Source organism: Paenibacillus albicereus (assembly GCF_012676905.1).
GTDB classification, from domain to species: Bacteria; Bacillota; Bacilli; order Paenibacillales; family Paenibacillaceae; genus Paenibacillus_O; species Paenibacillus_O albicereus.
On sequence record NZ_CP051428.1, the window covers coordinates 1,241,179 to 1,262,317 of the forward strand.

The 21,139-nt window shown below is 64.1% G+C and carries 15 protein-coding genes; 12 read left to right on the forward strand and 3 right to left on the reverse strand.

What is annotated here, in order from left to right:
- Complete coding sequence (locus HGI30_RS05465) at positions 1-1,164, reverse strand: virulence factor (RefSeq protein ID WP_168906718.1); 1,164 nt, start codon at positions 1,162-1,164, stop codon at positions 1-3.
- A 230-nt stretch (positions 1,165-1,394) separates the two neighbouring features.
- On the opposite strand from HGI30_RS05465, the gene HGI30_RS05470 reads away from it, so the two are divergent.
- The 6 genes from HGI30_RS05470 (at position 1,395) to HGI30_RS05495 (ending at position 8,261) form a co-directional block, all read left to right on the forward strand.
- The gene (locus tag HGI30_RS05470; protein WP_407945010.1) at positions 1,395-2,549 is read left to right on the forward strand and encodes an MBL fold metallo-hydrolase; all 1,155 of its coding nucleotides are present in this window, start codon (positions 1,395-1,397) and stop codon (positions 2,547-2,549) included.
- A 104-nt stretch (positions 2,550-2,653) separates the two neighbouring features.
- The gene (locus tag HGI30_RS05475; protein WP_168906719.1) at positions 2,654-3,721 is read left to right on the forward strand and encodes a Gfo/Idh/MocA family protein; all 1,068 of its coding nucleotides are present in this window, start codon (positions 2,654-2,656) and stop codon (positions 3,719-3,721) included.
- A 374-nt stretch (positions 3,722-4,095) separates the two neighbouring features.
- Positions 4,096-4,440 (forward strand): Dabb family protein, encoded by a 345-nt coding sequence (locus HGI30_RS05480; protein ID WP_235680332.1) that lies wholly within the window; start codon positions 4,096-4,098, stop codon positions 4,438-4,440.
- Positions 4,437-5,258 (forward strand): SDR family NAD(P)-dependent oxidoreductase, encoded by an 822-nt coding sequence (locus HGI30_RS05485; protein ID WP_407945011.1) that lies wholly within the window; start codon positions 4,437-4,439, stop codon positions 5,256-5,258. Before HGI30_RS05480 ends, HGI30_RS05485 begins: the two co-directional genes overlap by 4 nt.
- Positions 5,259-5,779: 521 nt before the next feature.
- Positions 5,780-6,442, forward strand: a complete 663-nt coding sequence (locus HGI30_RS05490; protein WP_168906720.1) for a helix-turn-helix domain-containing protein — start codon at positions 5,780-5,782, stop codon at positions 6,440-6,442.
- A gap of 190 nt (positions 6,443-6,632) precedes the next feature.
- Positions 6,633-8,261 (forward strand): ABC-F family ATP-binding cassette domain-containing protein, encoded by a 1,629-nt coding sequence (locus tag HGI30_RS05495; RefSeq protein ID WP_168906721.1) that lies wholly within the window; start codon positions 6,633-6,635, stop codon positions 8,259-8,261.
- A 202-nt stretch (positions 8,262-8,463) separates the two neighbouring features.
- Here HGI30_RS05495 and HGI30_RS05500 read toward each other — a convergent pair whose 3' ends face one another.
- Positions 8,464-9,495, reverse strand: coding sequence for a glycoside hydrolase family 53 protein (locus HGI30_RS05500; protein WP_168909746.1), 1,032 nt, complete (start codon positions 9,493-9,495; stop codon positions 8,464-8,466).
- A gap of 395 nt (positions 9,496-9,890) precedes the next feature.
- Between HGI30_RS05500 and HGI30_RS05505 the strand changes: the two genes are divergently transcribed.
- Entirely contained in the window at positions 9,891-11,705 is a 1,815-nt protein-coding gene (locus HGI30_RS05505; RefSeq protein WP_168906722.1) for a sensor histidine kinase, read from the forward strand.
- Positions 11,702-13,276 carry a response regulator gene (locus tag HGI30_RS05510; RefSeq protein WP_168906723.1) on the forward strand — a complete coding sequence of 525 codons (1,575 nt, stop codon included), beginning with the start codon at positions 11,702-11,704 and terminating at the stop codon, positions 13,274-13,276. Before HGI30_RS05505 ends, HGI30_RS05510 begins: the two co-directional genes overlap by 4 nt.
- A 1,494-nt stretch (positions 13,277-14,770) precedes the next feature.
- Here the strand turns inward: HGI30_RS05510 and HGI30_RS05515 are convergent.
- A complete protein-coding gene (locus tag HGI30_RS05515) occupies positions 14,771-14,983 on the reverse strand; it encodes a hypothetical protein (RefSeq protein WP_168906724.1) in 213 nt (70 codons plus the stop codon).
- A 231-nt stretch (positions 14,984-15,214) separates the two neighbouring features.
- On the opposite strand from HGI30_RS05515, the gene HGI30_RS05520 reads away from it, so the two are divergent.
- The 4 genes from HGI30_RS05520 to HGI30_RS05535 all read left to right on the forward strand — a co-directional run bounded on the left by HGI30_RS05520 (position 15,215) and on the right by HGI30_RS05535 (position 21,078).
- Positions 15,215-16,135: an ABC transporter permease gene (locus HGI30_RS05520; protein WP_168906725.1), complete on the forward strand. Its 921-nt coding sequence runs from the start codon at positions 15,215-15,217 to the stop codon at positions 16,133-16,135.
- An 18-nt stretch (positions 16,136-16,153) separates the two neighbouring features.
- On the forward strand, positions 16,154-17,089 hold the full coding sequence (locus HGI30_RS05525; protein ID WP_168906726.1) for a carbohydrate ABC transporter permease: 936 nt from the start codon (positions 16,154-16,156) through the stop codon (positions 17,087-17,089).
- 34 nt (positions 17,090-17,123) lie between these two features.
- Positions 17,124-18,704: a DUF3502 domain-containing protein gene (locus HGI30_RS05530; RefSeq protein WP_168906727.1), complete on the forward strand. Its 1,581-nt coding sequence runs from the start codon at positions 17,124-17,126 to the stop codon at positions 18,702-18,704.
- 298 nt (positions 18,705-19,002) lie between these two features.
- A complete protein-coding gene (locus tag HGI30_RS05535; RefSeq protein WP_168906728.1) occupies positions 19,003-21,078 on the forward strand; it encodes a beta-galactosidase in 2,076 nt (691 codons plus the stop codon).
- Positions 21,079-21,139: the final 61 nt, after the last annotated feature.

Genomic DNA, 21,139 nt, shown 5'->3' on the forward strand with positions numbered 1-21,139 from the left:
TCAGCTCCGTTCGGCTTCGCCGGTCTCCCGGCGGCGCGCCGCCGTCATCTGCTGCCAGACGGAGCCGGCGGCTTCCTCGCCGCGCTGGATGCGCTCGAGCGCCATTTGAGCCTGCAGCCGGATCTCGAACTCGCTGTCCTCGGCGGCCTGCTGCAGCGCCTCCAGCGCGCTGTCGTCGCCGACCTCGTACAGGAAGCGCGCCGCCCGCCAGCGGACGAGCTTGTTGCGATCGCCGAGCGCGGTTATCATCGCGCCAGTCGCGGCGGGATCGCCGAGATCGGACAGCGTGTCGCCGGCCGTGCGGCGCACCGAAGCCGACTTGTCGGCGAGCGCCTGGATGAGCAGCGGCAGCGCCTGCGGATGCTCCCGCAGGTCGCCGAGATACACGACGGCGAGACGGCGGATGCTGGCGTTGTCGTCGGCAAGCGCCCGCTCCAGCAGCGGCAGCGCGGATTCGTCGACGGCGAGCCGGTCGAGCGCGGCGTAGCGGCTCTGCCAGTCCTCGGCGGCCAGCAGCGGCTCCGCTTCGGCGGCGGTCAGCGGCGCGGGCCGCACGGCTGGCGCGGCAGCGGACTGCTCGCCCGGACCGGCCGCCAGCGACGCCTCCACAAGCGCATCGAGCCGCTCCTCCGCATAGGATGCCTCGAGCTCGCGCACGATCTCGGCGGCGATCTCTTCCGGATCGCCGTAGCGCACGCCGAACTCCTCGAGCTTGCGCTCGCGGATCATCGACGATCCGGCCGCGCGGGTGACCGCATCCGTGAACGCCTGCGGCAGCGCGGCGCGCGTCTCGCCGTCGCCCATGCGCACGCGCACCTGGATCGGGATGCCGCGGAACATCTGGACGAGCACATGCGCCTCGCCGAAACCGCTTGCCGGGTCGGATGCGGCGGCGGCTCCGCCGTCCTCCGCCTGCAGGATGCGCCTCGCTTCCGCGAGGATCGCGGCCCAGTCGGCGCTCGGCTTGCGGTCGAGCGCGATGAAGTCCGCCGTGCGGAACAGGCTGCGCACGCCCGCGATGGCGAGCAGGCTGCGCAGCGGCTCCGGCGCGGCATCCGGCTCGGCCGGCACATACGTATGGCGATGCCCTCGGGGCAGCGTCTCGTCGACGTTCAGCTTCATCGAGTTCGGACTCGGAGTCGGTTCGATGGAGATCAAGTTCATTTTTCGTTCCTCCCGCCTCAGGGTAAGTAAACAGCAAGCTCTGTCCTCCTAGTGTAGCGCATTCGCCTGCGCGATGCGAACCGATGCGAACCGGCAGGCAGCGGGGAGCGGGAGCGGCGAAAGCCCATTCGGACGCGCGAACGGGAAGCCTCGCCGTCCGGCGGCTGCCGCGGATGCGCCGACTGCGTTGCATTCGCCCTGCGCGAACGGTATCTTTAGGGGGCAGAAACTTGACCGACCGACTTTCCGCAGCCGGCGAAAGGGTGACCAAGATGGCCAAGTCCAAATTCGGCAACATGGATCCTGTCTCGACGCAAAAAACATCCAAGCACTTCAAGCGCTGGAGGCAGGAAAAAATCTGGAATCGGCAAGACCGGGACTATTCGTTCTGCGTCCCGAACAGTCCGCCGGACCTGGAGTTCCTTCATTATAACCGCAGCAAGCCGTCCATGACCTGGATCGGCCACTCGACGTTCCTGCTGCAGCTGGCGGGCGTCAACATCGTCACCGACCCCGTCTGGGCGGGCAAGATGGCGTTCCAGCGCAGGCTGGCGCCGCCAGGCGTGCCGCTCGAGGCGATGCCGCCGGTCGATCTGGTGCTTGTCTCGCATTCTCATTACGATCATCTGCACATGGCTTCGCTGCGCCGCCTCGGCGGCTCCAAGACGATTCTCGTGCCGGCTGGCCTCGGGGCCAAGCTCAAGACGAAGGGCTTTCCGCGCGTGCATGAGCTGCACTGGTGGGAAAGCTTCCACTTCCGCGGCCTCAAGCTGACGTTCGTGCCGAGCCAGCATTGGACCCGGCGCAATCCGTGGGACATGAACGCCTCCCACTGGGGCGGCTGGGTGATTCAGCCGGAGCACGGGCTCGACCACGAGCCGGGCGAAGGCACGCTCGGCGGCGCCAGCTCGCATCCGCCGCGGCCGCATGATGCCGGCGCGCCCGCAGGCTCGGAGGACGGATCAGCCGGCGACGGCGCTCCCGCAGCCGACCCCGGGCCGTTCGATCCCTTCCATCCGGATGCCGAGCGGCCTCGGGCGGGCCTGTACCCGACGGTCTATTTCGCGGGAGACAGCGGCTATTTCCGCGGCTTCGCCGACATCGGCCGCAAGTTCCGCATCGATGTGGCGATGCTGCCGATCGGCGCGTACGATCCGGAGGAGTTCATGGGGCCGCAGCATACGACGCCGGAGCAGGCGCTGCAGGCGTTCCGCGACACGCGGGCGCGGCTGTTCGTGCCGATGCACTACGGCGCGTTCAAGCTCGCCGACGACACGCCGCAGGAGGCGCTGGAGCGGCTCGAGAACGCCCGCCGTCAGGCGGGGCTGGAGGCGGACCGCATCGTGCTGCTTCCGCACGGGGAGACCTGGCGGATGAACGGTTGACGCCAAGATCGCACAAGGACGCGCCACAACGCAGCCTCGAATGCCTAGGCGCAGAGTGGTATACTGAAGGCGATTTGTTCAATCGACAGGAGGACTCAGCTACCATGACCCATTCCCCGCTCCGCATCGGCATCATCGGCGCCGGCGCGATCGGCAACGTGCATATGGATACGATCAAGAACATCCCGGAAGCGACGGTCGCGGCCGTGACCGACGCGTTCCTGCCGCTGGCGCAGCAGCGTGCTGACGAGCACGGCATCCCGACCGTGCACGAGAGCCCGCAGCATCTGCTCGAGGACGCAGGCATCGACGCCGTCGTCATCTGCGTGCCCAACCAGTTTCACGCCGGCCTGGCGATCGAGGCGCTCCGTCAGGGCAAGCATGTGCTGCTCGAAAAGCCGATGGCGATCAGCCTGCCGGACGCGCGCGCCATTCTCGACGCGAAGCTTGCCTCGGGCAAGACGCTCATGGTCGCGCACCAGATGCGCTTCCTCGGCCTCAGCCGCGCGATCAAGGACATGATCGACGGCGGCAAGCTCGGCCGTATCTACAACGCCAAGACCGGCTGGTGGCGCAAGAAGGGCATTCCCGGCTGGGGCTCCTGGTTCACGCGCAAGGACATGGCCGGCGGCGGCCCACTGATCGATATCGGCGTGCATATGCTCGACCTGTCGCTTTACATGATGGGCAACCCGCGCCCGGTCAGCGTCTTCGGCACGACCTACGCCGAGTTCGGCCCGCAGCGCAAGGGCATCGGCAACTGGGGCACGCCCAACTGGGACGGCTACTATGACGTCGAGGATCTGGCGACGGCCCTCATCAAGATGGACAACGGCGCGACGCTCACGCTCGAAGTGAGCTGGGCGGCGCATAGCGCCGGGATGGGCGAGAACCCGTTCATCCATCTGATGGGCACGGAAGGCGGCGCGAGCTACTCCGGCAGCACGGGCACTTACGTCACCCACGACGAGCAAGGCGTGGTCGAGCAGGATATCGCTCCGCTCGAGGGCGAAGAGGACCGCGTGCTCATGTTCCGCCATTTCATCGAATGCGTGCAGACCGGACGCGAGCCGATCAGCTCGGCTCTGACCGGCTACACCGTCAACCGCGTCCTCGACGCGATCTATGAATCGTCCCGCACGGGCAGCGAAGTCAAGCTGAGCTGGACCTGACGCGAAAGCGTCCCACGGCGATGAGGAGCGGTGCTCGCCGGAGCGGTCGCGAGAGCGTCCCACGGCGATGAGGGGCGAGTGCGCGCCCGGAGCGGTCGCGAGAGCGTCCCACGGCGGCCGAGGGGCGAGTGCTCGCCCAGAGCATGCGCGGACGCGAGAGCGCCCCTGGCGTGCCAGCCTAGGCGGCGATGGGACGGCTCTGCCGGGCGGACGCTGGCGCGTCCCTCCGGCATGCGCGCCAGGCGCAGCCGGATCGGATGCAGGTCCGTCCGTTCCGAAAGCAAGCGCGGCATGACAGGCGGCGGCTATGGAGCCGCCGCCTTTTGCTTTTCAAACCAGCGTTGAGTCTAGGCAAACGGAGAGGGGACAGGGCAATGGAGCAGCGGCAAGGCCGGATTCGGCATATGGTGATCTTTGATTTGGCGCGTGAAGAGGGCTCGGTCGAGGAGACGGCGTTTCTGAGGGACGGGGAGCGCATCCTGACCTCGATTCCGGTCGTTCGGGCATTCGGAGCCTTCCGCCAGACGAGCGCGAAAAACGACTACCGCCTCGGCTTCAGCATGGAATTCGACAGCCGGGCCGACTACGAGGCGTACAACGCCCATCCGGCGCATGTGTCGTTCGTGGAGGAGCGGTGGCAGAAGGAAGTGAGCCGCTTCCTCGAGATCGACTTCGATCTGGACGGGGCGACCGCCCCAAGAGAGGGGGCCGGGCAATGAGCGCCCCATACGAGCCGCTGACGGGAGCCGGCGGAGCAGCCGAAGCGGGCGGCATCCGGCTCGACTTGTCGGGCCATGTCGCGCTCGTGACCGGATCGACGGGCCAGCTCGGGCGAGTCATCGCCCGCACGCTGGCGCAGGCGGGAGCCGACATCGTGCTGCACTATCACGGCAACGAGGCCAAGGCGAAAGAGCTGCACGCCGAGCTGGCCGCTCTCGGACGCAGCATCATGATCGCCCAAGCGGATGTCACGAAGCTGGACTCCGTGCAGGCGATGCGCGCCGCCGCCGTCGCCTCCGGCATGAGGCCGGTCGACATCGTCGTCGCCAACGCGGTCGTCCAGTACGGCTGGACGTCCGTGCTGGAGCAGCCGGTGGAGGATTATGTCAGCCAGTTCGAGTCGTGCGTGCTGCAGAGCGTGCATCTGGCCAAAGCCTTCGTCCCCGCGATGAAGCAAGGCGGCTGGGGCAGGATGATCGGCATCAACACGGAGTGCGCGATGCAGAACTTTCCGACGCAGTCGGCCTATGTCGCGGGCAAGCGCGGCATGGACGGCGTCTACCGCGTGCTCGCCAAGGAAGTCGGAGCGGACGGCATCACCGTCAACCAGGTCGCTCCGGGCTGGACGATCAGCGAGCGCGACCGCGAGAACGGCACCGAGCGCAGCGAAGGCTACGAGAGCACCGTCCCCTTGCGCCGCCGCGGCACGGACCAGGAGATCGCCCATGCGGTCGCTTTCCTCGCCTCGGACCTCGCCTCGTTCATCACCGGCGCCTACCTCCCGGTGAACGGCGGCAACGTGATGCCGGCGATATAGAGGGCTGGACGCAGGCTCGAACATGCGAGTTACTGGACCTGGAGTAGGTCGTGGAGCAAGCATTAAGTCGAATAAATCGAGTTACTGGGGTTCAAGTAGGCCGTGGAGCAGGCGTTAAGTCGAATAAATCGAGTTACTGGGGTTCAAGTAGGTCGTGGAGCAGGCGTTAAGTCGAATAAATCGAGTTACTGGGGTTCAAGTAGGTCGTGGAGCAGGCGTTAAGTCGAATAAATCGAGTTACTGGGGTTCAAGTAGGTCGTGGAGCAAGCATTAAGTCGAATAAATCGAGTTACTGGGGTTCAAGTAGGTCGTGGAGCAGGCTTTAAGTCGAATAAATCGAGTTACTGGACTTGGAGTAGGCCGTGGAGCAGGCTTAAATTGAATCGTTGAAAATACTATTGCACAGACCTGGTTTAATATTGTAAATTTTAAATATATCTCTGGAACCAGCGTGAAGCACACGCCGTTTGCCCTTCGGGCAAGCGGCTTTTTTATTTGGAAGAAATGAAGGAGGAGCCGCTATGACTGATCCTAGAATTCAAACCTTTATGGAAAAGGAACGTAAACAGGCCAAGGGCCAGCGTTTGGAAATGCTGGAAAGAGAGCTGCACGGAACGATCAAGCTGCTTGAAACCGCTATTCTCCCCGTTTTCCGTTCCTTGGAAGGGTTCCATTTAGAGTATGAGTTCAAAAGCCCTACCGGCTATAGCTACTATGCCGATCTCTTTTACGAGCCGCTCCAAACCGTATTTGAATGCGATGGATTCGTGCCGCACGGAGAGCTTTTGACAAGAGAACGATTTGCGTTGGAGAGGCAGCGGGTAAGAACGATGGCGATGTTCGGCTATCGCTATCTGCCCTTCAGTTGGGACGAACTGGAGAAGAAAGGAGAGCTTTGCCGAAGGACGGTCTTTGAACTGCTGGGCCGTTTTGGGAAGGGAACAAAAGCGATCCAGGCTTTATCGATTCAAGAAAGGGAGATGTTGCGGCTGGCAGCCCAGGGACAATCCTTTCGCCAACGAGATGCGCAGATTTGGCTGGGGTTGAAGAATGAGACGGTAAGGAAGATTATTCGTCGCATGCTCGAAAAGGGATGGGTAGCCCCAGATAGCAAAGGAGAGTCACGTATCCACTCTTACAAAATGACGGAACAGGGCTGGAGCTTGTTTCGGGGTCACGGCTGATTTGTCTTTCTTCACTATGGGTAGACCCCGCCCCCCTCGTTTCCCACGATCCTGCATCTTATGCTATACTGAAGGAAGTCTGTTTTTTTGCAGGGAATGCGGGGCCGAGGCCGATCCGATCCCTGCCCGAGACGATGATGCAAGGCGGTCCTCCGCCTAAATCCATAGATGAAGGACGGGATTTCCACACATGATCAGCACCAGCGGCATATCGCTTCGCTACGGCAAGCGGGCGCTTTTTGAAGACGTCAACATCAAGTTCACCCCCGGCAACTGCTACGGCCTGATCGGGGCGAACGGAGCGGGCAAGTCCACGTTCCTGAAGATTCTCTCCGGCGAGATCGAGCCCAACACGGGCGAGGTCCACATCACGCCGGGCGAGCGCATGGCCGTGCTCAAGCAGAACCATTTCGAATATGACGAAGTGCCTGTTCTCATGACCGTCATCATGGGCCACAAGAAGCTCTACGACGTCATGAACGAAAAGAACACGCTGTACGCCAAGTCGGACTTCACCGACGAGGACGGCATGCGCGCGGGCGAGCTCGAGGCGGAGTTCGCCGACATGAATGGCTGGGAAGCGGAGTCCGAGGCAGCCGAGATGCTGAACGGCCTCGGCATCACGCCGGACCTGCACGACAAGCTCATGAAGGATCTCGACGGCAACGCGAAGATCCGCGTCCTGCTGGCGCAGGCGCTGTTCGGCACGCCGAACATCCTGCTGCTTGACGAGCCTACCAACCACTTGGATATGCAGTCGATCGAATGGCTGGAGAAGTTCCTGTCCACCTACGAAGGCACCGTCGTCGTTGTCAGCCACGATCGCCACTTCCTGAACCAGGTGTGCACGCACATCGCGGACATCGACTTCGGCAAGGTCCAGATGTACGTCGGCAACTACGACTTCTGGTACGAGTCCAGCCAGCTGGCGCTCGCGCTCCAGCGCGACGCCAACAAGAAGAAGGAGGACAAGGTCAAGGAGCTGCAGGCGTTCATCCAGCGCTTCAGCGCCAACAAGTCCAAGTCCAAGCAGGCGACGAGCCGGAAAAAGATGCTCGACAAGATCACGCTCGACGACATCCGTCCTTCGAGCCGCAAGTACCCGTTCATCAACTTCAAGGGCGAGCGCGAGGCAGGCAAGCAGATCCTGCTGATCGAGGGCATCTCCAAGGCCGTCGACGGAGAGCAGCTGCTGAACAACTTCACGCTCACGGTCAACAAGGGCGACAAGATCGCCTTCGTCGGCCCGAACACGCTGCCCAAGACGGCTCTGTTCCAGATCATCACGGGCGAGTCCGAGGCCGATGCCGGCACGTACCAATGGGGCATTACGACGATCCAGGGCTACTTCCCCAAGGACAACTCCGCCTACTTCGAGGGCGTGGAGATGAACCTCGTCGACTGGCTGCGCCAGTACTCCAAGGACCAGGACGAATCGTTCATCCGCGGCTTCCTCGGACGGATGCTGTTCTCCGGCGACGAAGCGCTCAAGAAGGCGAGCGTGCTCTCCGGCGGCGAGAAGGTCCGCTGCATGCTGTCCAAGATGATGCTGTCCGGCGCGAACGTGCTCATCATGGACGAACCGACCAACCACTTGGACCTCGAGTCCATCACCGCGCTCAACAACGGCTTGATCGACACGGACTGCACCGTGCTGTTCACGTCGCATGACCATCAGTTCGTGCAGACGATCGCCAACCGCATCATCGAGATTACGCCAGGGGGAGTCATCGACCGCCTCATGACGTACGAGGAGTACCTCGAGAGCGACGATGTCAAGGCGATGCGCGACCGTCTTTACGCCGGTCAGCCGAGCTGAAGCCTCCTTCGACAAAAAGAACCGCCGCTTCCCGATTCGGGAAGCGGCGGTTTTTACGTTGAAGGCTCGTCCTGCGCTCCGCGACGGAGCTGTCGCAGCCCGTTCGCGCGACCGGATTCAATCGGATTGCGGCGACGGGAAGGGCCCGCGAAGGCGGTGAGCCCGAATTTGATCTCGCTGCAACTCCACGCGCCCAGCGGCGCTAGTTCAAGAACCCGTCGAGCGCGATCGTCGGCTTGCCGTCGGCCTGCCAGGCGCCCTTGTTGTAGCCGCCGTTGTAGCCCGGTGTCGACTGCGGCTCCCAGTAGAACACGCCGAGGCCTTTGCCGCCGGAGATGTTGCGGATCTTCGTCTTGATGTCGGCGATGAAGCTCTTGGACGCGGCCGGCTGATTGTAGTCCAGGCCGATCTCGGAGATCATGACGCTTTTGCCGTAGCGGGCGATCATGTCATTGGCGTTGGCGATAGTCTGCGTCACCTTCGTCTGCCAGTCGGAGACCGATGGATAGAGCGACATGCCGATGATGTCGAACGTCGCGCCGTTCGCGATCAGCCCGCCGATGTTCCAGACGAACAGCGCGTTGTCGTAGCCGTTGGCGAGATGCACGATCGTCTTGGTCGACGGAAAGATGCTCTTGACCGCATTGTTGCCCGTGTTGACGAGCCAGGCGTAATTCTTCATGTTGACGGAAGCGCGGCCGTCCTGCCACAGCATGCCGTCGTTCGTCTCGTTGCCGATCTGCACCCAGTCGGGCGTGACGCCCTTCGCCTTCATCGCGTTCATGACGTAGACGGTATGCGACCAGACCGCGTCCATGAGCTGGGTGAAGGTGAAGCTCTGCCAGGCGTAGGGCTTGGTCTGCTTGCCCGGGTCGGCCCAGGAGTCGCTGTAATGAAGCGACAGCATGACGCTCATGCCTTGTTCCTTCGCCCGCGCCGCCAGCTCCGCCGCCTTCTCGGCGTTCAGGTAGCCGTTGCCGTAGTCGCTCATGTTCGGATTGACCCAGACGCGGATGCGGGCGGAGTTCAGGCCGTAGTCGTTCTTGAGAATATTGAAAATGTCCCGCGTCGTGCCGTTCTTGTCCTTCCATTTGTAGCCCTGCGCCTCCATGGCGGCGACCCAGCTGATGTCGGCTCCTTTGGCGAAGGCCGGCGCAGCCGCCGCCTTGCCGCCGATGGCGCTGCTCCCGGCGCTTTCCCAGGCCGGAGCGAGCAGCAGGAGCAGCGCCGCCATCAGGAGGGCGATCGCCTGTTTCCACCTGCGCGTCCGTGCCTGCCGTCCGCCGAGAGCCTCTGCGTGTTGGTTCATTCTTCATCTTCCTCCTTGTCGAAAATGGATTCCTCCGTATCGTAAGCGCTTACGTGGCGGCCCGACAGTGAGCGCAGCCATGATTTCTTATCCAGAATCAACGACAGGCAGGTCCGCCAAGGCAGCGATAGCGGCGAGACGCGCGGTCCCGATCGTATCCGTCTCCGCGATCGTGGAAAACCTATAAGAAAACGTTGCCTCGCGCAGTAGGCATCCGCCTGCCGGGAAAGGTACAATGGGGTATTGAACTCGGGCCGGACACGGAACGGAACGGAATGGAACGGAACGGAATGGAACGGCCCTGGGCGGAGGCGGCAGCGATGAGAGACGCGAAGAGAAAGTCCTTTATCCCATATACCTACAAAATGATGATCCCGTACCTGCTGCTCGTGCTCGTCACCGACGCCCTGATCGGCACGATCTCCTACCGGATGCTCGTCGAGTCGCGGACGGAGATCGCGCGCACGAACATCCAGGCGGCGATGCAGCAGACGCGCACGAACATGCGCTACCAGATGGAGGAGATCAAGCGCATCTCGGACACGCTGTTCGGCAGCGTGCCGTTTCAGCGCGCGCTGCAGAAGCACGGGGACGATCTGCAGGCGTATCTCACCATGCTCGACGAGATCGTGCCCAAGCTGCAGGAGCCGCTGCAGCTGTTCGGCAATCCGCTGCGCATCGAGCTCTATACGACCAACCCCGACCTGTACGAGATCGAGGGCGACGATCCGTCGACGCCGATCGAGCGGAGCGACTATTACGTGCTGTCCGCCGAGCGGCTGCGCGGCAGCGCCTGGCCGGAGCAGTCCGGACAATGGTTCGGCAGCAGCCGCTGGATGCAGGTGGAGTCCGACGCGCAGCACCGTCAGCTGTCGCATCTGACGAGGCTCATCTCCTATAGCGATTATCAGACGGTTATCGGCTACATCCGCATCACCGCGCGGCTCGACGACCTGCTCGGACGCTTCGACGCCTTTCCCGTGGAGAAGGGCATGACGCTGCGCCTGCTCGATCAGCAGACGGGCCGGACGCTGTATGACAAAGGCGAGGTCAACGAGGCGGACGCGCCCGGGCATCTGACGCTGACGGAGGCGGTGCCGGGCAGCGGCTACGTCATTCAGGCGGTCGTGTCGCAGAGGTACCTGCAGGAGGACGCGCGCCGGCTCGGCCTCGTCATCGTCGGCGTCTGCTCGGTCAGCTTTGCCGTCATGGCGCTCATCGGCTTCATGGTGGCGCGCCTGTCCGGGCGCAAGATGCGCAAGATCGTGACGCTCGTGCAGTCGTTCCAGGACGGCAGCCTCGAGAAGCGCATCCGCTTCTCCGGCAAGGACGAGTTCGTGCAGATCGCCGATGCGTTCAACACGATGGCCGAGCATGTCAAGGAGCTCATCAGCAGCGTGTTCGCCCAGGGGCAGAAGCGCAAGCAGGCGGAGCTCGAGGCGCTGCAGGCGCAGATCAACCCGCATTTCCTCTACAACACGCTATCCACGATCAGCAGCCTGGCCAACATGGGCGAGACGCGCCAGGTGACGGAGATGGTGAAGGGGCTGTCGCGCTTCTACCGGCTGTCGCTCAACGAAGGGCGCGTGCTCATCCCGCTCGCCCAGGAGCTGGAGCAGGTGCAGACGTATCTGGACATCCAGCAGGTGAAGTACGCGGACGCCTTCACGGTGCATCTGCACGCCGAGCCGGACATCGGGGAGCTGCGGGTGATGAAGCTGATCCTCCAGCCGTTCGTGGAAAACGTGTTCAAGCATGCCTGGTACGGCGAAAGCATCGCCATCCGCATCACGGCCCGCCGGCTCGGCGCCGATCTGGAGCTGAAGGTGATCGACAGCGGCGTCGGCATGAACGACGAGACGCTGGAGAAGCTGCGCTCCGGCACGGCCGGCCTGTCGGGCGAGCCGGTCGCGTCCGCTCCCGCAGGCACATCGGCCGCCTTGGGCCGATCCGTCACCGGCGGCAGCTACGGCATCCGCAACGTCGACGAGCGCATCCGGCTGCGCTACGGCGAGCGGTACGGCATCGAGGTCGGCAGCGTGTACGGCGGCGGCACGACGGTGCGCATCCTGCTCCCCGCCGAAGGCGAGTGGGAGGACGGCATCGTCCGGGAACGAAAGGAGGAAGGCCGATGAACGAAGGAACGCCGATCCGGCTGCTGCTCGTCGACGACGAGGCGGTCGATCTGGAATGGCTGCGGCGGCGGGTCGCGGGCAGCGGCCTGCCGGTGCAGGTAGCAGGCACAGCGAGCAGCGGCTTCGCGGCGCTCGACCTGCTGCAGCGCGAGCAGGTGGACGTCATCCTGTCGGACATCCGCATGCCGATCATGAGCGGCATCGAGTTCGCCCGGCGGGCCAAGGAGGCGCGCCCGCAGGTGAAGCTTGTCTTCATCAGCGGCCATGAGGACTTCCACTACGCCAAGGAGGCGCTGCGGCTGAGCGCGTCCGGCTACCTGCTCAAGCCGGTCGACGACGAAGAGCTGCTGGCGATGCTCGCTGCGCTCTGCCGCGACGTCGAGCAGGAGAAGCGGGCGAGCCGCAGCGTCTCGGAGGCGCTGTCGCTGGCGGCGCGGGAGCTGCTGCTGCGCTGGCTCGGCGGGGACCGCTCCCCGCTGCTCGAGGAGCATCTGCAGCCCTATCTGCACTCGGCCGCCGAGCATGGCGCGAGCTGCGCCTTGATCGAGATCGACGATCTGGAGTGGAAAGCCGCGGCGCTGGGCGAGGAGGAGCGCGACCGGCAGCTCGCCGCGCTGAACGCGTTTCTGGACGGCTTCGCGGAGCGCCGTCAGCTCGGCCTGCTGCTGGCCGGCCTGCCGGGAGCGCGGGCCGCGCTGATCGCCGGGCCGGGCGCGGACGCGCGGCTCGAGGAGCTCGTCGCCGAGATCGGCCGCCGCTTCCCGCTGACAGTGACGGTCGGGGTCGGCCGTCCGGCGGAGCGCTGGCAGGAGCTGCCGGAGTCGTACCGCGAGGCGCAGGCCGCGCTGAGCGCCAAGTGGCTGCTCGGCAAGAACCGCGTCCTGCGCGGGAGCGCCGAGCCGGCCGGAGAGGAAGGACCGTCCGCCGCCCAGGAGGCGGTCGTCGACCGGATGCTCGCCGCCATCCTGCACTATGATCTCGTCGAGATCGACGATTGCCTGCTGGAGCTGTTCGGCGGCTCCGGCCGGCTGCGCCGCAGCGAGGCGTACCCGCTCGTGCTGCGGCTGACGTCCAAGCTGCACGCCGATCTGCAAGCCATGGACGAGAACCTGTACGAGCTGCTCAAGTGGGACACGCATGAGCCGGGAGTGATGTTCCAGTTCGAGACGATGAACGACTTGCTCTCGTGGCTGCGCAAGCGGCTGTTCGAGCTGTCCGAGCTGCTGCTCATCAAGAGCCGAAGGCACAGCCGCAAGCTGATCGACGAGATCAAGGCCTATGTCGAGGAACGGCTGGAGCAGAAGGTGACGCTCAAGGAGACAGCGGCGCAGTTCAGCTTCACGCCGAACTACCTCGGCCACCTGTTCAAGGAGGAGACCGGCCAGCACTTCAGCGACTACCTGCTTGAGCGCAAGCTCCGGCGCACTTGCGCGCTGCTCGAGGAGCCGACGCTCAAGATTTACGAGATCGCCGACCGCATGGGCTACAAGAACATCGTCTACTTCAACCGGCAGTTCAAGCAGGCGACCGGCATGTCGCCGGGCGAATATCGCAAGAAGGCGGGCATCTAGCCCGCTTTTTCGGCGTGAATGAAGTTGTCTCCGGGCGAAGCCGGAGAACCGGTCATGGGTCATGAAGCCCGCTGTGCGAGCCGAGTCTTTCTCGGCAGCGCCGGAAGAGGCTGATTGGTGGCCAAGAAGCCCGCAGCGCGAGCCGAGCCTTTCTCGGCAGCGCCGGAAGCGGCTGAGTGTGGCCAAGAAGCCCGCAGCGCGAGCCGAGCCTTTCTCGACAGCGCCGGAAGCGGCTGAGTAGTGGACAGAAGCCCGCAGCGTGAGCCGAGCCTTTCTCGGCAGCACCGAAAGAGGATGAGTGGTGGACAAGAAGCTTGCTGCGCGAGCCGAGCCTTTCTCGGCAGCGCCGGAAGCGGCTGATTGGTGGACAAGAAGCCCGCAGCGCGAGCCGAGCCTTTCTGGGCAGCGCCGGAAGCGGCTGAGTGGTGGACAAGAAGCCCGCAGCGCGAGCCGAGCCTTTCTCGGCAGCGCCGTAAGAGGATGAGTGGTGGACAAGAAGCCCGCAGCGCGAGCCGAGCCTTTCTCCGATTCCACTGGAAGCCGGATGCCTGGATTGCCCAACCTCCTATGCGGAGGCCATCCGTCTTCCAAGAGGACCGCTGCTGCTTCTCCGAAAGGCATCGCCTCGCTCCGCTTCCGCTTGTCCCAATGCCACCCTCCCCTCGGCCGAACGAAGGGGTCCAAACTACCCTCACGAGCGAAAAGGCGGCTGATCCGACTGAGCGAAGGGGTCGGGACTACCGTCATGAGCTCAAAGCTAGATGATTCGGCCGAACGAAGGGGTCCAAACTACCTTCACGAGCGAGAAGGCGGCTGGTCCGACTGAGCGAAGGGGTCGGGACTACCGTCATGAGCTCAAAGCTAGATGATTCGGCCGAACGAAGGGGTCGGGACTACCGTCATGAGCTCAAAGCTAGGTGATTCCGCCGAACGAAGGGGTCCAAACTACCGTCACGAGCGAGAAGGCGGCTGGTCCGACTGAGCGAAGGGGTCGGGACTACCGTCATGAGCTCAAAGCTAGATGATTCGGCCGAACGAAGGGGTCCAAACTACCGTCACGAGCGAGAAGGCGGCTGGTCCGACTGAGGGAAGGGGTCGGGACTACCGTCATGAGCTCAAAGCTAGATGATTCGTCCGAACGAAGGGGTCCAAACTACCGTCACGAGCGAGAAGGCGGCTGGTCCGACTGAGGGAAGGGGTCGGGACTACCGTCATGAGCTCAAAGCTAAGTGATCCGGCCGAACGAAGGGGTCCAAACTACCGTCATGAGCGAGGAGCCGGCTGGTCTGACTCAGCGACAGTGTCCAAACCGCCGTCGGAAGGTGGTGAAGACGGTGAATTTGACCTTGTATGCAGCTTTCTGAATCCAAGGGGTTGAGCGAGGAAGGCGAGCGAGGGGGTTCAATGAGTCGGAAAGCGAAGCGGACGGGGGCTCGTGGAGAAGCGGAAGCGGTTCCCTTGGAGGCCGGATTCCACCCCTGTTGGGGAATGGAATCAAAGGAATCTGGGCTCCAGGGAGATCGGAACGAGTCCCCGCTCCGCGAAGCGGATGCCCGGCTTCGATGTCTGCTCCGCGAAGCGAATGCCCGGCTTCAATGTCTGCTCCGCGAAGCGGATGCCCGGCTTCGATGTCTGCTCCGCGAAGCGGATGCCCGGCTTCGATGTCTGCTCCGCAAAGCGGATGCCGACTTCGATGCCCGGCTTCAATGTCTGCTCCGCGAAGCGGTTCCCGGCTTCGATGCCCGCTCCGCAAAGCGGATGCCCGGCTTCGATGCCCGGTCTCGATGCCCGCTCCGCCCGCCGGCTCCCGTCCCTTCCCGCCTCCCGTTGAAAAAGTATCGGTTATTGTTGCTCCTCCCAATGACGGCGTCCAGGGCGGCGGACCTATAATGGGACCGTAAGCCAGACCAGACCGCAACACCGAGAGGAGAGGGGCTCATGAACCGAGGCGGCTTTTGGTCGGACGTCAGCAAGTACCGCGTCCTCCTGCTCATGCTGCTGCCGGCCGTTCTGTTCTTCCTGCTGTTCGCCTACATCCCGATGGCCGGGATCGTACTCGCGTTCAAGCAGTTCAATTACAACGGAGGCATCTTCGGCAGTCCGTGGAACGGACTCGACAACTTCCGGTTCTTCTTTGAATCCGGGGACGCCTGGCGGGTCACCCGCAACACGGCGCTGTACAATATCGCGTTCATCATCGTGAACAACGTGCTGCAGATCGCGGCGGCGATCCTGCTGTTCGAGGCGGCGCGGCCGTTCTTCCGCAAGATTTTCCAGACGATGCTGTTCCTGCCGTACTTCATCTCCTGGGTCGTCGTCGGGGCGATCGCCTACAACCTGTTCAACTACGACTACGGCATGCTGAACTCCGTGCTCGGCTGGCTCGGGATGGAGCCGATCGACGTGTACAACACGGCCTCCTACTGGCCGCTGCTGCTGATCCTCATCTCCGCATGGAAGGCGCTCGGCTACGGCACGGTCATGTACCTGGCCGCGATCACCGGGCTCGACCGCGAGATGTACGAGGCGGCGGAGATCGACGGGGCGAACATCTTCCAGCGCATCATCCACATCACGATCCCGAACCTGATGCCGACGCTCATCATCCTCGTGCTGCTCGCGATCGGCAACATCTTCCGCGGCGACTTCGGAATGTTCTACAACATGGTCGGCACCAACGGCATCCTGTTCTCGACGACCGACGTCATCGACACGTACGTGTTCCGCGCGCTGACGGCGAACAACGACATCGGCATGTCGGCCGCGGCCGGCTTCTACCAGTCGATCCTCGGCTTCATCACGATCCTCGTCGCCAACTGGGCGGTCCGCCGCTACGACAAGGACCGGGCGCTGTTCTAGAAAGGAGGCTCATCCGACATGAAAAACCAGGCTGCGGCCGCCCCGGCCGCCTCCGACGCGGTCCGAGGCAAAGCCGTCCGCCGGGACATGCTGCTGTTCCGCATCCTCGGCTACGCGGTGCTGACGCTGCTCGCGCTGTTCTGCTTCGTGCCGTTCCTGCTCGTGCTGTCCTCGTCGCTGACGAGCGAGAGCTCGATCATCGAGAACGGCTTCCAGCTGCTGCCGGCGGAGTTCTCCACCGAAGCGTACTCGCTGCTGTTCCAGTACCCGGAGCAGATTCTCCGCGCCTACGCCGTCACGATCGGCGTGACGGCGCTCGGCACCTTCGCCGGACTGTTCCTGACGTCGATGACGGCGTACGTGCTGTCCCGCAAGGATTTCCGCTGGCGCAACTCGTTCTCGTTCTTCTTCTTCTTCACGACGCTGTTCAGCGGCGGGCTCGTCCCGTGGTACCTGCTCATCGTCAACTACCTGCAGCTCAAGGACACGTTCATCGTGCTCGTGCTGCCGATGCTGCTCAACGTGTTCTACATCATCGTCATGAAGTCGTTCATGAGCGGCATCCCGGAGGCGATCGTCGAGTCGGCCAAGATGGACGGGGCGGACGACTTCCGGATCTACTGGCAGCTCATCCTGCCGCTCGCCAAGCCGGCGCTCGCCACGATCGGGCTGTTCCTGGCGCTCGGCTACTGGAATGACTGGTACAACGCGCTGCTGTTCGTCTCCAACGACAACCTGATGCCGCTCCAGTACTACCTGTACAAGATGCTGGGCAACATGGACGGCATGCGCAAGGCGCTCATCAGCTCCGGCGCGGTCGTGACCCTCAGCATCCCGACGGAGAGCCTCAAGATGGCGATGACTGTCACCGCGATCGGGCCGATCCTGCTGGCCTATCCGTTCATCCAGCGCTACTTCGTGCAAGGCCTGACGATCGGGTCCGTGAAGGGCTAGTCCTTTCTTATACTCATATAGGGGGAACACTTCCATGAAAACGAACACGAGAAAAGCAGCCCTGCTGCCGCTGGCGGCCGCGCTGTCGCTGACCGCCATCCTCTCCGCCTGCAGCGGCGGAGGCAATGCCGAGCCGTCCGCAGCTCCGGCCGCATCGACCGCACCGTCCGCTGCGCCGGGCGAATCGTCCGGCCCAGCCGACACGTCGCAGGAGGTCAAGCTCAAGATGATCCTCGTCGGCGGCAAGCCGGTCGACTACGACAAGGTGTTCGGCGAGCTGAACGCGAAGCTCAAGGAGAAGATCAACGCGACGGTCGAGGTCGAGTTCCTCGACTGGTCCGACTGGAACCAGAAGTACCCGCTCAAGTTCGCGGCCAACGAGGACTTCGACCTCGTGTATACGGCGAACTGGGCGTACTACAACGACCAGGCGCTCAAGGGCGGCTTCCTGGAGCTGACCGAGGACATGCTGAAGCAGTACGCGCCGCAGACGATGGAAAGCATGCCGTCTGTCTCGTGGGACCAGGCCAAGGTGAACGGCAAGCTGTACATGGTGCCGAACAACAACGTCGAGGTCAACGACAAGGTCATCCTGTACCGCGAGGACCTGCGCAAGAAGCACAATCTGCCGGAGATCAACAGCCTCGACACGTACGCGCAGTATTTGAAGGCGATCGCGGCGAACGAAAAGGGCATCATCCCTTACGGCGCCAAAGCCGGCGACGGCTGGAAGTGGCATGAGATGGACCAGGCGACGCTGGAGCAGCACAACGACTGGAACCTCGTCGACACGACGCTGCCGCTCGCCTACAAGATGGACGACGCGACGGGCCAGATCTTCAACATCTACGACACGCAGGAGTTCAAGGATCTGCTCGTGTACTACAAGGATCTGGCGGACAGCGGCGTCTGGAGCAAAAACGTCGTCAGCAACAAGAACGACGTCTGGCAGGACATCAAGGCCGGCAAGGTCGCTTCCTATGCCGCCCAGAACCTCGGCACCGCCGGCTCCAACCTGGCGGAGATGCGCCGCGACAACCCGTCGCTTGAAGTCGCCATCGCGGACATCACGCCGAACGGCAAGAAGATCGCCGCCATCTCCACGCAGAACGGCATGGCGATTCACGCGACGAGCAAAAATCCGGAGCGCTCGCTCATGCTGATCGACCTGCTGCAGAACGACAAGGAGATCCATGACCTGACGATGTACGGCATCGCCGGCGCGAACTACGTGCCGGAGGGCGACGACAAGTATGCGGCCGGTCCGACCGCGGGCAACTACACCGGCTTCTCCAATTGGGGCTGGAACTCGCCGCTCAACCGCAAGGACGCCTCGTATCCTCAGGAAGCGGACGATATGTTCAACGGCTGGCAGTCTAAAATCTACCACTTCCCGCTGGAGACGTTCGTGTTCAACGGCGAGAAGGTCAAGGCGGAAGTCGCCAACATCGGCAACGTCATGACGCGCTACGCGATTCCGCTGGAATACGGCCTCATCAAGGACATCGACAAGGGCCATGCCGACCTCATCAAGCAGCTCAAGGCCGCCGGCATCGACAAGGTGCAGGCCGAGATGCAGGCGCAGGTCGACGCGTTCCTCGCGGCGCAGAAGTAAGATCATGATCCCGCTCGCGGGCAAGCGGCCCGTCAACGGGCCGAACAAGTACTCGGCGGCAAGCGGCCCGTCGACGGGCCGAACGAGTCCTAAGCGGCAAGCGATCCGTCGACGGGCCGAACAAGTCCTCGGCGGCAAGCGATCCGTCGATGGGCCGAACGAGCCCTCGGCGGCAGCGATCCGTCGACGGGCCGAACGAGCTCGCGGCCGCCGTCCGTTCCGCTGCAGCCGCCCCCTCGCGGGGGCGGCTCGCGGCTTTTCGCTTGATGTTTTTTTACTCGAAAGGAGAAAGACCGCCATGACCAAAACCCTCAAGTTCCCCCCGATCAGCCCGAAGCTGCCCGTTATGATGCACGGAGCGGACTACAACCCCGACCAGTGGCAGCATGATCCCGCCGTGCTGGAGGAGGACATCCGCCTCATGAAGCTCGCAGGCTGCAACGTCATGTCCGTCGGCATCTTCGCCTGGGCGGCGCTGGAGCCGGAGGAAGGCCGCTTCGAGTTCGGCTGGATGGACCGGCTGCTGGACACGTTCGCCGAGAACGGCATCTATGCCTGGCTGGCGACGCCGAGCGGCGCGCGTCCGGCCTGGATGTCGGAGAAGTACCCCGAGGTGCTGCGCACGGGCGGCAACCGGGTCCGCAATCTGCACGGCATGCGCCACAACCACTGCTATACGTCTCCGGTGTACCGGGAAAAGACGCGCCTCATGAACGCCCAGCTGGCGGAGCGCTACGCCCAGCATCCGGCGGTGCTCGGCTGGCATATCTCCAATGAGTACGGCGGCGAATGCCACTGCGGGCATTGCCAGGACGCGTTCCGCGCGTGGCTCCAGGAGCGCTACGGCACGCTGGACGCGCTCAACGCCGCCTGGTGGGCGACGTTCTGGAGCCATACGTACACGTCGTGGGAGCAGGTCGAGTCGCCCGCGCCGCACGGCGAGACGATGGTGCACGCGCACAACCTCGATTGGCGCCGCTTCGTGACGCATCAGACGGCGGACTTCTGCCGCGCCGAGATCGAGCCGCTGAAGGCGGCCAATCCGGAGCTGCCGGCGACGACGAACCTGATGGACCTGTTCTACGACCTCGACTACCGGGAGCTGGCCAAGGTGATCGACTTCGTCAGCTGGGACGCCTACCCGATGTGGCATTCGCAGGCGAGCGACGCCGGCACGGCCGCCTGGTTCGCGTTCAACCACGACCTGTTCCGCTCGCTCAAGCAGCAGCCGTTCCTGCTCATGGAGAGCACGCCGAGCCTGACGAACTGGCAGCCCGTCAGCAAGCTCAAGCGTCCCGGCATGCACCGGCTCAGCTCGCTGCAGGCAGTGGCGCACGGCTCCGACTCGGTGCAGTATTTCCAATGGCGCAAGAGCCGCGGCTCGAGCGAGAAGTTCCATGGCGCGGTCGTCGACCATGTCGGCCACGAGCATACGCGCGTGTTCCGGGACGTGGCCGAGCTCGGCCGCGAGCTCGCGTCCATGGGCGAGGTCGTCGGCACGGGCGTGCCGGCGGAGACGGCGATCGTGTTCGACTGGGACAACCGCTGGGCGGTGAACGACGCGCAGGGCCCGCGCAACGGCGGCCTGCGCTATGAGCAGACGGTCGTGCAGCACTACAAGGCGCTGTGGGAAATGGGCGTGCCGGTCGACGTCATCGGCTCCGCCGATCCGCTGGACGGCTACAAGCTGCTGATCCTGCCGATGACGTACCTGCTGCGTCAGGACGCCGGCGAGCGCATCGAGGCGTTCGTGCGCGGGGGCGGCACGGTCGCGATGACGTACTGGAGCGGCGTCGTCGACGAGCATGACCTGTGCCGTCTCGACGGCTTCCCCGGTCCGCTGCGCAAGGCGGCGGGCGTCTGGGCCGAGGAGATCGAAGGCTTGCACGACGGCGAGGAGAATCGCCTCGTGCTGCGCGAGGGCAATGCGCTCGGCCTGACGGGCAGCTGGCGCATCCACGAAATCTGCGAGCTGATCCACGCCGAGGGCGCGGAGGTCGTGGCCGAGTACGGCGACGACTTCTACGCCGGGCGGCCGGCGCTGACGGTCCACGCCTTCGGCGAGGGCCGGGTGCACTATCTGGCCGCGCGCGTGGCGGACGACTCGTTCTACGGCGCGTGGTACGGCGCGCTCGTCCGCGAGGCGGGCGTGGCGCGCGCGCTGGAGGCGGAGCTGCCTGCGGGCGTGACCGCGCAGCTGCGCAGCGACGGGGAGCACGACTACGTGTTCGTGCTCAACTTCTCCGGCGCGGCGGCGCAGGTGCGGCTCGGCGAGAGCGGACTCGTCCGCTTCGAGTCCGGCGAGCCGGCCGGCGCCGAGCTGGCGCTGCCGGCGCACGGCGCGGCGCTGCTGAAGCGCGCCGCGCGGCGCTAGGGCGGCGGGCGGCAGGCGGCCGGGCGCGGGAGAGGCAGGGCGGTGGCGGGCGAGCGTGGGA